The organism is Herbiconiux moechotypicola (assembly GCF_024979255.1).
Classification (GTDB): Bacteria; Actinomycetota; Actinomycetes; order Actinomycetales; family Microbacteriaceae; genus Herbiconiux; species Herbiconiux moechotypicola.
Genome location: NZ_JANLCN010000001.1, coordinates 29,686 through 43,338 on the forward strand (window position 1 = coordinate 29,686; position 13,653 = coordinate 43,338).

The window sequence follows — 13,653 nt, forward strand, 5'->3', positions numbered from 1 at the left end:
GAAGCGGGCTCACAGCGAGAGGCGCCAGTGGGGGTGATCGGCCGCGAGCCGTGTCGCCCCCGCTCCGAACAGATTCTCACGGAACGTGCTGCGCGTGCGCGACCCGCCCGCCGCATCCGGAGCCGGCCGCAGCCGCCCGCGCCGCCGCAGCTCGGGCACCACGTGCCGCACGATGTCCTCGTAGGTGCCCGGCCGCACCGCGTAAGCGAGGTTGAAGCCGTCGAGGTCGGCCACCTCGGCCCAGCGCTCGAGCTCGTCGGCGACGGTGGCGCCCGACCCCACGATGGTGGGGCCCATGCCGCCGACGCCCATGTAGTGGGCGACCTCGCGCAGCGTCCACACCCGGTCGGGGTCGGCCGAGGCGAAGAAGCGCGCCGAGAACTGGGCGCCGTTGGACTCGATGTCGGCCAGGGGAACATCCGGGTCGTAGGTCGACAGGTCGACGCCCACGGGGCCGGCGAACTGTACCATCGCGCCGTCGTAGTCGATGTAGTCGAGCAGGTCGCGGTACTTCGCCTCGGCGATCTCGTCGGTCTCGCCGGTGACGATGGTGGCCACCGCGAACGCCTTGATGGAGTCGCGGGCGCGGCCGAGCGCCACCGCGGCATCCCGTGCCCCCGCCACGATCGGCGCGAGCACCTCGGGCCGGGTGCCGTGCACGAACAGCCCCTCGGCGTGCTCGGCCGCGAAACGCTGGCCGCGCGACGACGACCCGGCTTGGAAGAGCACCGGCGTGCGCTGCGGCGACGGCTCCGCGATGAACGCGTCGGGCACCTGGTACCACCGCCCGTCGTGGCGCAGCGGGTGCACCTTGGCGGGGTCGACGTATACACCGGCCTGCTTGTCGACGCGCACGGCGTCGTCGTCCCATGAGAGCTCCCACAGCTTGTGGGTCACCTCGAGGAACTCGTCGGCCCGGTCGTAGCGCTGGTCGTGCACGAGCTGCTCGCCGGCGCCGAGGTTGCGGGCGGCGCTGTCGAGGAACGAGGTGACGATGTTCCAGCCCACACGGCCCTCGGAGAGGTGGTCGAGGCTGGTCATGGTGCGGGCGAACAGGAACGGATGCTCGTACGACGTCGACACGGTGATGGCGAAGCCGAGGCGCTCGGTGACCGCTGCCATCGCCGACACCACCGCGACCGGGTCGTCGATCGGCACCTGGCTCGCGGTGCGCAGGGCGTCGTCGGGGCCGCCGCGGTAGGAGTCGAGCATGCCGAGGATGTCGGCCATGAAGATGCCGTCGAAGCCGGCGTGTTCGAGGTCGCGGGCGAGGCTGGTCCAGTAGCGGAGGGTCTTGTACTCGCTGGATCGGTCGGAGGGGTGGCGCCAGAGACCCGAGGAGATGTTGCCGGGGGAGAAGTTCTCGAAGGCGTTGAGGTGCAGGAGGCGGTCGGTCATGGGTGTCCGTTCTCGCGGGCGGTGGGGCGGGTCGGATGCGCGGGGTGGGCCGGCGGGGTGGTGGCCGGATGCGCGGGGCTGGCGGCCGCGGGGTGGGCCGGCGCGGTGGTGGCCGGATGCGCGGTGGCGGCGGCTGGGGTGGCGGGGGTCGAGCGCGTCCCGGTGGTGTCGTCGCGGAGGTTGTCGCGGAGGGTGGCTCCCGGGGTGTAGGAGGTGCGGACGAGGCCGCGGGCGGCGAGTTCGGGGACGACGAAGTCGACGAAGTCCTCGAGATTGCCCGGGGCCCAGGCGGGCGACACGATGAAGCCGTCGCCTCCGACGTGGTCGAACAGCTCGGCGAGCTGAGCGGCGACGGTCGCCCCCGAACCCACGAAGCGGGGTTGGCTGGTGTCGCGGCCGTAGCGCTCGGCGACCTGGCCGACGGTGATGTCGCGGGCCTCGTCGACCCGCGCGTACTGGTCGATCAGCCCCTGACCTCCGGGCACGTCGAGGGAGGCGAACGGGGTGTCGAACGGCACCGTCGACAGGTCGAAGCCGAGATGCCCCGAGAGCACGACGAGCCCGGCGACCGGGTCGACGCCCTCGTCGTAGATGCGCGCCTTCTCGGCCGCGATCGCATCGCTCTCGCCGGTGAACACCTGGATGACGTGCAGCACCGCGACCTCGGACGGCTCACGCCCCTGCGCCGCGGCCTCCGCCTTCACGGCGTCGCGGTAGCGCACCATGCCGGCCGGGTAGGGCTGCACGCTCATCACCGCGTCCGCCCAGCGCGCCCCGGTGCGGATGCCGCGCGGCGACGCCCCCGCCTGGAAGATCGCGGGCCCGCGCTGTGGACTCGGATGCACGTTGAGCGGGCCGCGGCTGGAGTAGAACCGCCCCTCGAAGTCGATCTCGGTGACGGCCTCGCGCGGCACGAACGGGGTGGCGCGAGGGTCGAGCGCGGAGCCGCCGTCGCCGGATCCGGCCCCCGCCTTCCACCCGTTCCACAGCCGCCTGCACAGCTCCACGTACTCGTCGGCCATGTCGTAGCGCAGGTCGTGCGGGGTCTGATCGTCGGCACCCAGGTTCTCGGCCGCGGCCCGGTGGTGCCCGGTGACCACGTTCCATCCGATGCGCCCGTCGCTCAGGTGGTCGAGCGTGGCGAGCGTGCGCGCTGCCACATACGGCGCCGTGCCCGCGATGGACCGCGTCGCCACGATCCCCACGTGCGAGGTGGCCGCGGCCAAGAACCCCGTCATCGCCGTGGCGTCGAACACGGGCACGTGGGCGGCGTGCTCCACGGCGTCGCCGATCGACGCGCCGTACTCGCGGTACACCCCGCCGGTGTCGGCGAGCAGCACGAAGTCGAACCCGCCCCGCTCCGCCGTGCGCACCAGCTGCTGCCACACCTCGGGTCGGTCGAAGCGGTAGCCGTGCGGCAGGTTGCGCGGGTAGTGCCGTGTGCCCATGCTCTGGTGGGGGAACGGCGGCATCACGGTCACCCCGAGCCGCATGCGGCCGGCGGCACTCACCCGGCGCCGCCCGTCGACGCGATCCAGGATGCGGTGAACGCCGCCATTCCCGCCCCGAGGTCGAGACGGGGCGACCCGGATGCGGAGGCGAGCTCGATCGCGCCGGCCAGAGCCGCGAGGGCCCCGGCGGCGGGCACGAAGGCGGCGCGCGGTCCGGTGTGCGAGATCTTCACGAGACGAGGATCGACCTCCGATGAGCCGGTGCCGAGCACCACGCCGAAGCGATCGCGGGCGAGCGCGAGCACCGTGGAGCGATCGACCCCGTCGGGCAGCAGCGCCGCCGTGGTGAGCCCCGACGAGCGTTCCTCTTCGTCGACCCAGAGCCGCAACCCGAGGCCGGCGAGCCCGGCCCGCACCGCGCGGGCCACGGCCCGGTGCCGTGCGACGCGCATCCCGAGCCCCTCGTCTTCGACGTCGGCGACGGCGGCCTCGAGGGCCCAGAGATCGTGCGTGATGGGGGTGAGCGGGATGGCCGTGCGGTCGGTGTCGAGCCAGTCGCGCTTGAGGTCGAGCAGCGACAGCGACGAGAACGACGGGGCGCCGGCCGGCCGGGCGAGCAGCCCCCATCCGGTCTCCGACACGGCCGCCACCGCGAGCCCGGACGGCCCGCCGAGCGCCTTCTGCGCGCCGATCACGAGAATGTCGGGCCCCTCGTCGCCGAGCAGCACGGGCTCGGCGCCCACCGAGGCCACCGCGTCGACCACGGTGGGCACCCCGCGCGAGCGCGCGGCGGCGAGGATCTCGGCGAGCGGGTTCACGATGCCCGACGCGGCCTCGCCGTGCACGAGCGCGATGGCCGCCCACGGGCCGTTGTCGAGCGCATCCGTCACCTCGGCCAGCGGGATGGGCTGCCCCGGCACCGAGGGAGTGAGCGTGGTGACCGTCGCCCCGCCGGCGGCGAGCCACTGCCCGAAGAGATGACCGTAGACGCTCGTGGCCACGTTGAGCACGCGACCGCCCCCGCCGCCGAGCTCGCGCGCCACGGCCTCGAGGGCGACGACGGCCTCGCCCGGCACGAGCGCGATATCGTGGTGGGTACTGCCCAGCAGCGCCCCGATGCGGTGGCCCAGACGGTCGTACCGCGCGGCGCTGAATGCCGCGGGATCGAGGAGCGGACTCCAGCTCGCATCCCTCTGCGCGACCATGTGGCTCCTCTCGACCGGGGTCACCCGGGCAACCGCCCGAGCTTTTTACGCACTGTTACATGCGGGAAATAATGTACACAAACGTATTCATTACTCTATCCAGAGTCGTCCCACGAAACGGAAGAGTCTCATGACCCGAGCATCACACCGCACCCCGCGCCGCCGCCGCATCCGCGTCGCCGCACCGGTCGCCGCCCTCGCGGCCGGAGTCCTCCTCCTCTCCGGCTGCGCCGCCGGCAGCGACGCCACCTCGCCGAGCGGTGCCGCCGGCGAGCCGGTGGAGGGCGGCGAGATCACCTACGCCCGCCTCAGTCAGGAGATCTCCTCGCTCGACCCGCAGGCGGAGACCCTCACCACGGCCAACGCCTACACGCTCGACAAGATCTTCGACACGCTCTACGCCATCGACACCGACGGCCAGCTGCAGCCCTCGCTCGCCACCGGCTACACCACGAGCGACGACGGCCTGGTGTGGACCTTCACCCTCGAAGACGGCGTCACCTTCTCCGACGGCTCGGCCTTCGACTCCGCCGACGTGGTGTACTCCATCCAGCGCCACCTCGACACGCCGGGTGCCCTGCCGCTGGCCGCACCCATCACCGACGTGACCGCGGTCGACGCGAGCACCGTGCAGATCACCCTCTCCGAGCCCTACACCCCGCTGCTCTGGGAGCTCTCGATCTTCTCCAGCAGCATCCTCCCCGACGACCTCGCGGGCGAGTCGGCCGACACCTTCTTCGACGCCCCCATCGGCACCGGCCCCTTCACGGTCGGCGAGTGGAACAAGAGCACCGGCGACTTCACGCTGGTGAAGAACGACGCCTACCGTGTGGAGGGCCTGCCCTACCTCGACACCGTGCACCTCACCACGGTCGACGACGACAATCAGCTCGTGCAGCAGGTGGAGAGCGGCCAGGCGCAGATCGTCGACGACGTGCCGATCGCGAGCGTGGAGCAGCTCGAGGGCAACTCGGCCGTGGGCGTGCAGAGCGTCGGCAGCTGGAACTCCGACATCGTGTTCTTCAACACCACCTCCGAGCTGTTCAGCGACCGCTCGGTGCGCCGCGCCGTCGCCCAGGCGGTCGACCGCACCGCGCTCACCGAGGCGACCACCTTCGGCACCGCCACCCCGGCGACCACTTTCATCGCCTCCACCATCAACTACTCCGACCAGGATGCCGACGTGCTGCAGTACGACGTCGACGCCGCCCAGGCCGAGCTCGCCTCGTCGTCGCACCCCGACGGCGGTGCGGTGACGCTGCTCGTGGACGGCGGTTCGCAGTCGCGCGACCAGCAGGCGCAGATCATCCAGTCCTCGCTCGCCGAGATCGGCCTCGACGTCTCGATCGAGAGCGTCGACAACGCCACCTTCTGGACCAGGTTCCCCGCCGGCGACTACGACTTCGCGCTCACCACGACCATCGCCGACACCGGAGACCCCGACAACGTCTCCAGCTGGCAGGTCGACGGCAACGGCCCGACGCAGTCGTTCCACACCTTCTACGACAACGACGAGGTGAACCAGCTCGTGGTCGACGGCCGCACCACCCCCGACGGCGACGACCGCGCGGCGATCTATGCTCAGATCCAGGAGATCGTGGCGCAGGACTCCCCGTCGCTGCCGCTGGCCTACATCTCCGAGATCAAGGCGACGTCGTCGAAGCTGCACGGTCTGGAGCTCATCCCGAACGGCACCGTGCGGCTCGAGAACGTCTGGATCGAGCAGTAGCGAGGCGCAGCAGGGTCACGTCGCAGGGCGTCGAGCAGCAGGCGGTAGAACGGATTCCATGGGCTGGGTGAAGCAGGTCGGCCTGCTGGTGCTGCGTGCGGCACTGGTGGCCGGGGGAGTGGTGCTCGCCACCTTCGTGCTGCTGCAGCTCGTGCCGGGAGACGTCGCCACCTCGCTGCTCGGCAGCCGTGCCACCCCGGAGGCCGTGGCCGAACTGCGTCAGCAACTCGGGCTCGACCTGCCGTGGTACGCCCGCTTCGGCACGTTCGTCACCGACCTGTTCACGGGCGGCGGCGAGTCGCTCGTGAACGGCGTGCCGGTGGGCGAGCTCATCTCGGCCCGGGCCGGGGTGACGCTCGGCATCGTGGCGCTGGCCGTTCTGTTCGCCGTGGTCATCAGCACCGCCCTCGCGGTGGTGGCCGCGGCGAACCACGACCGGTGGGCCGACCAGGTGGTGCGCCTGATCTCCACCAGCACCCTCGCCATCCCGGCGTTCCTCGTGGGCATGCTGCTCATCCTGCTGTTCGGGGTGCAGCTGCGGTGGTTCCCGGTCGGCGGCAACACCGACGGCATCCGTTCGCTGGTGCTGCCCTCGCTCACCGCCGCGCTGGCGATCGTGCCGGTGCTCACCCGCAGCCTCCGCGTGCAGCTGCTCGAGGTGGCGGGCGGCGACTTCGTGGCGGCCGCGCGCTCGGCGGGGTTCTCGAACGCCCGGGTCACCTTCGCCTACCTGCTGCCGAACGCGGCCATCCCGGCGCTCACGCTGGTGGGGCTCAACGTGGCCTACCTCGTGGGCGGCACCTTCGTGGTCGAGAAGGTGTTCGCCATCCCGGGCCTCGGTGCGCTCATGTTCGATTCCATCAGCGCGCGCGACGTGCCGGTCATCCAGGGCATCGTGGTGTACACGGCCATCCTCGTGGTGGTCGTGAACCTGGTGACGGATGCGCTGGTGCGGCTCATCGACCCGCGGCGGCGCACGAGGGGGTCGCGCCGGACGGCTCGGCGCGACGCCGCCGGTGCCGCGGGTCGTGGCACCACCGCCGGTGCCGCCGAGATGCGCTCGGGGGTGAGCGCGTGACCGTCGAGACGATCTCGTCCATCCTGTCGGGCCCCGGCGACGGCGGCGCGGGCGGCCACCCCACGCGTCGTCGGCGCCGGCGCTCCGGCACGCTCATCGCGGGCGCCGTGATCGTGGGGATCGTGCTGCTCGCCGCCGCCTTCGCCCCGCTCGTGGCGACCCACGACCCGATCGTGCAAGACCTGACCGCGGGCCTCCAGCCGCCCTCGGCGGCGCACTGGCTCGGCACCGACCAGCTCGGCCGCGACATCTGGTCGCGCATCGTCTACGCCGCCCGCACCGACCTGCGCGTGGGCGTGCTCGCGGTCGCCACACCCGCAGTGCTCGGCATCGCCCTCGGACTCCTGGCGGGCTACTTCGGCGGCTGGACCGACCGCATCGCCTCCTACCTCGTCGACACCAACCTCGCCTTCCCCTTCTACGTGATCGTGCTGGCCATGGTCACGCTGCTCGGCACCGGCGAGGGGGCCATCTACCTCACCTTCGCGCTGGTGGCGTGGGTGAACTACACCCGGGTGGTGGGCGTGGTGACCGCCGGGTTCGCGCGCGAGAACTGGGTGCTCGCCGCGCGCGGCGGAGGGCTCGGGCACGTGCGCGTGATGGTGCGCCACGTGCTGCCCAACGCGCTGCCGCAGATCGTGGTGCTGGTCGTCAACGACATCGTCTTCGTCATCCTCGCCGTGGTGACGCTCAGCTACCTCGGGCTCGGCATCCAGCCGCCCACGCCCGACTGGGGCGGCATGATCTCCGATGGGCAGGCCTTCCTCACCAGTCGCCCGTGGATCTCGCTCGCGCCAGGTGCCGCGCTCTTCGTCACCGCCGTGGGCTTCTCGCTGCTCGCCGACGGCATCGCCGACGTCTTGAGGGACGAGCGGTGAGCGGCGCGCTCGTGGTGCGCGGGCTGGCCGTGGGGCGGCCCGAGCGGGATGCGCATCCGCTGGTCTCCGAGCTCGACCTCACCGTGCAGCCGGGCGAGTGCCTCGGGCTCGTGGGGGAGTCGGGGTCGGGCAAGAGCCTCACCCTGCGGGCCATCGCGGCACTGCTGCCGAAGCCGCTCGTGGTGCGTGCGGGCTCGGTCGCGGTGGGCGACGCGGTGCTGCCGCTCACGGCCGGGACCGCCGCGCGGAAGGCTCGCCGCGCGCGGATCGCGATGGTGTTCCAAGACCCGTCGAGTGCGCTCGATCCGCTGAAGCGGGTGGGCGCGCAGGTGGCCGCGGTGCGGCAGCACGTGCGCGGGCGGAGCCGTGCCGAGGCGCGGCGGGATGCGGTGCAGCTGCTCGCGGAGGCGCGGCTGCCGCATCCGGAGCAGCTCTACGGCCGGTACCCGCACGAGCTGAGCGGTGGGCAGCGGCAGCGCGTGATGATCGCGTTCGCGCTCGCGAGCGACCCCGAGTTCCTGCTCTGCGACGAGCCGACGACGGCGCTCGACGTGACGGTGCAGGCCGAGATCCTGGCGCTGCTCGACGAGATCAGGGTGACGAAGGGGGTCGGGGTGCTGTTCGTCACGCACGACCTGCCGGTAATCGCGCGGGTGAGCAGCCGCATCGCGGTGATGCGGCACGGCGCCGTGGTGGAGACCGGCGACACCCTCGAGGTGCTCGGCGCGCCCGCCCACGAGTACACGCGCGGCCTCGTGGCGTCGGCGCTCGCGCTGAGCGGCGGCGGGGCGGCGGATGCGGGGGGTGCGTCGTGAGCGAACTGCTGAGGCTCGACGCGGTGTCGGTCGACTACGGGGCGACCCGTGCCGTGAACGACGCCTCGCTCACCGTGGGCGCCGGCGAGATCGTGGGCGTGGTGGGGGAGTCGGGGTCGGGCAAGACCACGCTCGGCCGGGCGATCGCGGGATTCGTGCCGGTGAGCGCCGGGTCATTGCACTGGGAGGGCGCACCGCTCCCGCTCCCGCGCCGGCGGCCGGCCGAGCTGCGGCGCGACATCCAGATGGTGTTCCAAGACCCGTACCAGTCGCTCAACCCCCGGCTCACCGCCGCCCAGACTCTCGGCGAGCTGCTGCGCGCGCACGGCCTCGCCGACCGCGCCTCCGCCCCCGCCGCCATCGACGAGCTGCTCGCGCGCGTGGAGCTCACGCCCGAACTCGGCCGCGTGCGCCCCTCGCACCTCTCGGGTGGTCAGCGCCAGCGCGTCGCCATCGCCCGCGCGCTCGCCGTGCGCCCGCGCCTCATCGTGGCCGACGAGCCCACCTCGGCGCTCGACGTGTCGGTGCAGGCCGCCGTGCTCGCGCTGTTCGCGTCGCTCCGCGCGACGCTCGGCACGGCGCTCGTCGTCATCACCCACGACCTCAGTGTGGTGGAGCGGCTGAGCGACACGGTCGTCGTGATGAAGGACGGCGCGATCGTGGAGCAGGGGCCGACCGCCCGGGTGCTCGCGAGCCCCGCGCATCCGTACACCCGGCGGCTGCTCGACGCCGTGCCCCGCCTGGTGCTGCCGGAGCGCTCGTGACGGCGGGCAGCACCGGTGTCACCACCACCGTCGGCGCGCGGGTGATGGATGCGCACGGCCGGTTCGCTCCGCGCACCCTCCGCGTCGAGGGCGACCGGATCGCGTCCGTCAGCGACGCCGCCGCGGATGCGACCGGTGCGGTGCAGAGGGCGGGCGGCGACTCCGTAGCGGGCGAGCGGGTCGTCGACGCGCGCGGGCTGTGGGTGATGCCCGGGGTGGTGGATGTGCACGACCACGTGTCGTGGAACGACTTCCATCACGACGAGCGGGATGCGCGCAGCGACGACGAGCGGCAGGCGCGGCTGCGCGCAGGACTCGCGGCCACGCTGCGGGCGGGCGTGACGACCGTGCGGGACGCGGGCGGTGCCGATGCCGGGCTGCGCGACCGAATCACGGAAGGCGACCTCCCGGGCCCACGGCTGCGGGTGGCGGTCGACATGATCGGGGGCGCGCAGATCGCCTCGGACACCGCCGGGTCGGTCGACCGGATGCGCGCGGCCGTCGCCGCCGCGCTCGCGAAGGGAGCCGACTGGGTCAAGCTCGTGGCCACCTCGGGCGTCGCCTCGCCCGGTGAGTCGGTGCTGGAGCCGCTGCTCACCCGCGACGAGATCGCCGCCGCCGTGGAGGAGGCCGCCGAGGCGGGCGTGCGCGTGATGGTGCACACCTGGGGCGGCGACTCGCTCGACTGGGCGGTCGACGAGGGCGCCGCGAGCATCGAGCACGGCATCCACCTCACGTCCCGCCAGGCGGCGCGCGCCGCGGCGGCCGGCACGGTCTTCGTGCCCACCCTCACCATCTACCGCCGGGTGCTCGACCTGGTGCGCTCGGGCGCCCTCGCCGGAGTGCCCGAGCAGCGCGTGGCCGATGCAGTCTCCCGTCACGTGGAAGCGGTGCGCCACGCGCTCGACGCCGGGCTGCCGCTCGCGCTCGGGTCGGACTTCTCCACTCCCGAGCAGCACGGCACCAATCTCGCCGAGATCGCCGCGCTCGTGCGGGCCGGGGTGCCCGCGCCCGACGCGCTGGTCGCGGCCACGCGCACGGGCGCCGAGCTGCTGCGCATCGACGCGGGCGTGCTCGAGCCGGGGCGGCTCGCCGACCTCGTGCTGCTGCGCTCCGATCCGCTCGACCCCGTGACCTTCGATGACGCCGGGGCTGCGGTGGCCGTGATGCAGGGCGGAGAATGGGTGCACGATGACGTCGAGTGAGCCGACCAGGAGCGCCGCGGGCGCGCATCCGTTCGACGCCATCACCGCTGAGCAGCTCGACGTGCCGAGCAGCCGCAAGTGGAGCCTGCACCCCGGAACGCTGGGTGCCTGGGTGGCCGAGATGGACTTCGGCACGGCACCGGCCGTCACCGCGGCGCTGCACCGGGCGGTCGACGACGGCGTGCTCGGCTACCTCTCGCCCGCCACCGCGCGCGACCTCGCCGACGCGACCGCGATCTGGATGCGCGAGGAGTACGGCTGGGCGGTCGACCCCCGCGACGTGCATCCGGTGTCCGACGTGATGGCCGCGCTCGGCGTGGCCGTCACCGAGTACTCGCGGCCCGGCTCGGCGGTGATCGTGCCGACGCCGGCGTACATGCCCTTCCTCACCTACCCCGCCACGCTCGGGCGCGAGGTGGTGCAGGTGCCGGGCATCGAGCGCGACGGGCGGTGGACGCACGACCTCGACGCCCTCGACGCCGCCTTCGCGGCGGGCGCGGGCACGCTCGTGCTCTGCAACCCGCAGAACCCCACCGGCACCGCACTCGAGCGCGAGGAGCTCGAGGCGATCGCCGAGATCGTGGAGCGGCACGGGGCGCGGGTGTTCGCCGACGAGATCCACGCGCCGCTGCGCTACGACGGGCGGCGGCACATCCCCTACGCCTCGGTGTCGGAGGCAGCGGCCGGGCACAGCGTCACGGGTACGAGCGCCTCGAAGGCGTGGAACATCCCGGGGCTCAAGGCCGCCCAGCTCATCACCACCAACCCCGCCGACGCCGAGCGGTACCGGCGCTTCGGCTTCGCGGTGCAGCACGGGGCGTCGACCCCGGGCGTGATCGCCTCGACCGCCGCCTACCAGGAGGGTCGGGAGTGGTTGAGCGACGTGGTGCACTACCTCGACGGCAACCGCCGGCTGCTCGGCGAGCTGCTCGACGAGCACCTGCCCGAGGTGGGGTATCGGATGCCCGACGCCACGTACTTGGCCTGGCTCGATCTCGGGGCCTACGACCTGGACGGGGCGCCCGCCCGGTTCCTGCGCGAGCACGCGGGCGTCACCGTGACCGACGGCGCCCTGTGCGGCGCCGGGTACGAGCGCTTCGCGCGGCTCGTGTTCGCCATGCCCGCTCCGCTGCTGCGGGAGGCGGTCGTCGCGATCGCCGACGCCGTGCACTCGTCCCGTTCCACCCTCGCACCCTCGGAGAGACCGTCATGACCGATCAGCCGCCCGCCGTGCCCGCCTCACCCGCCGAGCCGGCCGCCGAGCCCGAGTACGACTGGTCGGGCTACGGCTTCGACACCCGCCAGATCCACGCGGGGGAGTACGCCGACCCGGTCGCCGGCGCGCGCATCCCGCCCATCGCCCTGAGCGCGGGTTACCGCTTCGACTCCTGGGACGACGGGCGCGAGCGCTTCGCCGGCGAGAGCGAGGGGCTCATCTACTCCCGCCAGCGCAATCCCTCCGGCTCGGTGGCCGAGCGGCGCATCGCCTCGCTCGAGGGCGGCACGGATGCGATCGTGGTGTCGTCGGGGCAGGCCGCCATCACCGCGGCACTGTTCGCGCTGGTGCGCTCGGGCGAGCGGTTCGTGTCGACGGCGTCGATCTACAGCGGCACGCGCATCCTGTTCGGCCGCAGCTTCGAGCGCATGGGCGTGGGCGTCGACTACGTGTGGAACCCCGACGACGACGACGAGTGGGAGCGGCGGATCGGGCCGTCGACCAAGGCGATCTTCACCGAGACCATCCCCAACCCGAAGAACGACATCGTCGACATCGACCGGGTGGCCGCCGTCGCCGCCCGCCACGGCATCCCGCTCGTGGTCGACAACACCATCGCCACGCCCTACCTCATCCGGCCGGGGGAGCACGGGGCGGCGGTGGTGGTGCACTCGTCGACGAAGTTCCTCTCGGGGCACGGGGCCGCCATCTCGGGCACCATCGTCGACACGGGCGTGTTCGACTGGGCGGCGGCGTCGCGGTCGTATCCGCTCATCACGCAGCCGCCGGCGCCGGGCGGGCGGTCGATGCTCGAACGGTTCCCCGCGGCCCCGTACGGGCGGGCCACGCGCGACGCCGTGGTGAACGACATCGGGCCGGCGCTGTCGCCGTTCACGTCATTCCTGCTGCACCAGGGCATCGAGACGCTGTCGCTGCGCATGGACCGCCACCTCTCCAACGCGGCGACGATCGCGGCGTGGCTGGAGACGCATCCGGGCGTCGAGTCGGTCGACTACGCGGGGCTGCCGTCGAGCCCCTACAGTGCACTCGCGCAGCGGTTGTACGGGGGTCTCACCGGGTCGGTGTTCGCCGTCACGGTGCGCGGCGGTGAAGCGGGTGCGCGGCGGTTCACCGACCGGCTGCGGGTCATCAGCCGCATGACCAACATCGGCGACGTGCGGTCGATGGCGCTGCACCCGGCCACCACGACGCACCTCTCGTTCTCGGAGGAGCTGCGGCTCGCGCTCGGGGTGACGCCGGGGCTCATCCGGCTCTCGATCGGCACCGAGACGGTGGACGACCTGATCGCCGACCTCGACCGGGCGCTGCGGCCGTAGCCCGCATCCTGGTACCCGCTTTCCCTATCCACCTCTCGAAAGGAAACCCGTGTCCGACTACTACGACCGCACCGAGGACAAGAAGTTCACCGCCGTCTACAAGAAGGAGACGCCCGACATCCTCGCCGCGTTCAGCGCCTTCGACAGCGCGGTGTTCGCCGCCGAGGGGCGCGAGATCCCGCTGAAGTACCGCGAGCTCATCGCGCTCGCCGTGGGCATCACGACGCAGTGCGTGTACTGCATCGACGCCCACAGCCAAAACGCCGTGAAGGCTGGCGCGACCGACGGCGAGCTCGCCGAGGCGGCGTGGGTCGCCACGGCGATCCGTGCCGGAGGCGGGTACGCGCATGGCCGGCTCGCGTTCAAGCTCGGCGGTGCGGGCGACCACCAGCACTGAGCGGCCCGGCGCGCGCGGCCTGCCGCGGCGCGCGCTCCGGCCGAGCTTGAGACGAACGTGGGCGGTCACAGCGGCTCTTCGAGCCCCTGACCGCCCACGTTCGTCTTTGCGTGCGGTGGCGCCGTTCGCTCGTGCACGACTGCGCCCATCCGCCGCTCTCGGGCGGGCGGATGCGCGCGA

The 13,653-nt window shown here is 72.7% G+C and carries 12 protein-coding genes; 9 read left to right on the forward strand and 3 right to left on the reverse strand.

The genetic code is table 11. The annotated features are described in order from the left end of the window. Nucleotides 1-9: 9 nt before the first annotated feature. From N1031_RS00155 to N1031_RS00165, 3 genes are read right to left on the reverse strand one after another with little or no spacing between them, the layout of a single operon-like run. Complete coding sequence (locus N1031_RS00155; RefSeq protein WP_259477558.1) at nucleotides 10-1,398, reverse strand: LLM class flavin-dependent oxidoreductase; 1,389 nt, start codon at nucleotides 1,396-1,398, stop codon at nucleotides 10-12. Continuing rightward, on the reverse strand, nucleotides 1,395-2,909 hold the full coding sequence (locus tag N1031_RS00160; RefSeq protein WP_259477559.1) for an NtaA/DmoA family FMN-dependent monooxygenase: 1,515 nt from the start codon (nucleotides 2,907-2,909) through the stop codon (nucleotides 1,395-1,397). Before N1031_RS00160 ends, N1031_RS00155 begins: the two co-directional genes overlap by 4 nt. Continuing rightward, entirely contained in the window at nucleotides 2,906-4,054 is a 1,149-nt protein-coding gene (locus N1031_RS00165; protein ID WP_259477560.1) for an aminotransferase class V-fold PLP-dependent enzyme, read from the reverse strand. The genes N1031_RS00160 and N1031_RS00165 overlap by 4 nt, the downstream gene beginning before the upstream one ends. A 130-nt stretch (nucleotides 4,055-4,184) precedes the next feature. Between N1031_RS00165 and N1031_RS00170 the strand changes: the two genes are divergently transcribed. Genes N1031_RS00170 through N1031_RS00210 form a run of 9 tightly spaced genes read left to right on the forward strand, consistent with a single transcriptional unit; the run spans nucleotide 4,185 to nucleotide 13,473 of the window. After that, nucleotides 4,185-5,783, forward strand: a complete 1,599-nt coding sequence (locus tag N1031_RS00170; RefSeq protein WP_259477561.1) for an ABC transporter substrate-binding protein — start codon at nucleotides 4,185-4,187, stop codon at nucleotides 5,781-5,783. Between the two features lie 58 nt (nucleotides 5,784-5,841). Continuing rightward, a complete protein-coding gene (locus N1031_RS00175) occupies nucleotides 5,842-6,861 on the forward strand; it encodes an ABC transporter permease (RefSeq protein WP_259477562.1) in 1,020 nt (339 codons plus the stop codon). After that, a complete protein-coding gene (locus tag N1031_RS00180; RefSeq protein WP_259477563.1) occupies nucleotides 6,858-7,739 on the forward strand; it encodes an ABC transporter permease in 882 nt (293 codons plus the stop codon). The genes N1031_RS00175 and N1031_RS00180 overlap by 4 nt, the downstream gene beginning before the upstream one ends. After that, nucleotides 7,736-8,554: an ABC transporter ATP-binding protein gene (locus N1031_RS00185; RefSeq protein WP_259477564.1), complete on the forward strand. Its 819-nt coding sequence runs from the start codon at nucleotides 7,736-7,738 to the stop codon at nucleotides 8,552-8,554. The genes N1031_RS00180 and N1031_RS00185 overlap by 4 nt, the downstream gene beginning before the upstream one ends. After that, entirely contained in the window at nucleotides 8,551-9,318 is a 768-nt protein-coding gene (locus N1031_RS00190; RefSeq protein ID WP_259477565.1) for an ABC transporter ATP-binding protein, read from the forward strand. Before N1031_RS00185 ends, N1031_RS00190 begins: the two co-directional genes overlap by 4 nt. After that, nucleotides 9,315-10,523 carry an amidohydrolase family protein gene (locus N1031_RS00195; protein ID WP_259477566.1) on the forward strand — a complete coding sequence of 403 codons (1,209 nt, stop codon included), beginning with the start codon at nucleotides 9,315-9,317 and terminating at the stop codon, nucleotides 10,521-10,523. Before N1031_RS00190 ends, N1031_RS00195 begins: the two co-directional genes overlap by 4 nt. After that, complete coding sequence (locus N1031_RS00200; RefSeq protein ID WP_259477567.1) at nucleotides 10,510-11,736, forward strand: MalY/PatB family protein; 1,227 nt, start codon at nucleotides 10,510-10,512, stop codon at nucleotides 11,734-11,736. Before N1031_RS00195 ends, N1031_RS00200 begins: the two co-directional genes overlap by 14 nt. Beyond that, complete coding sequence (locus N1031_RS00205; protein ID WP_259477568.1) at nucleotides 11,733-13,076, forward strand: O-acetylhomoserine aminocarboxypropyltransferase/cysteine synthase family protein; 1,344 nt, start codon at nucleotides 11,733-11,735, stop codon at nucleotides 13,074-13,076. Before N1031_RS00200 ends, N1031_RS00205 begins: the two co-directional genes overlap by 4 nt. Before the next feature lie 49 nt (nucleotides 13,077-13,125). Beyond that, nucleotides 13,126-13,473 carry a carboxymuconolactone decarboxylase family protein gene (locus N1031_RS00210; protein WP_259477569.1) on the forward strand — a complete coding sequence of 116 codons (348 nt, stop codon included), beginning with the start codon at nucleotides 13,126-13,128 and terminating at the stop codon, nucleotides 13,471-13,473. Nucleotides 13,474-13,653: the final 180 nt, after the last annotated feature.

Bases quoted from the DNA above. Each gene is read 5' to 3' on its own strand.
- N1031_RS00155 (WP_259477558.1), bottom strand. From the start codon at position 1,398: ATGACCGACCGCCTCCTGCACCTCAACGCCTTCGAGAACTTCTCCCCC.
- N1031_RS00165 (WP_259477560.1), bottom strand. From the start codon at position 4,054: ATGGTCGCGCAGAGGGATGCGAGCTGGAGTCCGCTCCTCGATCCCGCG.
- N1031_RS00170 (WP_259477561.1), top strand. From the start codon at position 4,185: ATGACCCGAGCATCACACCGCACCCCGCGCCGCCGCCGCATCCGCGTC.
- N1031_RS00175 (WP_259477562.1), top strand. From the start codon at position 5,842: ATGGGCTGGGTGAAGCAGGTCGGCCTGCTGGTGCTGCGTGCGGCACTG.
- N1031_RS00200 (WP_259477567.1), top strand. From the start codon at position 10,510: ATGACGTCGAGTGAGCCGACCAGGAGCGCCGCGGGCGCGCATCCGTTC.
- N1031_RS00205 (WP_259477568.1), top strand. From the start codon at position 11,733: ATGACCGATCAGCCGCCCGCCGTGCCCGCCTCACCCGCCGAGCCGGCC.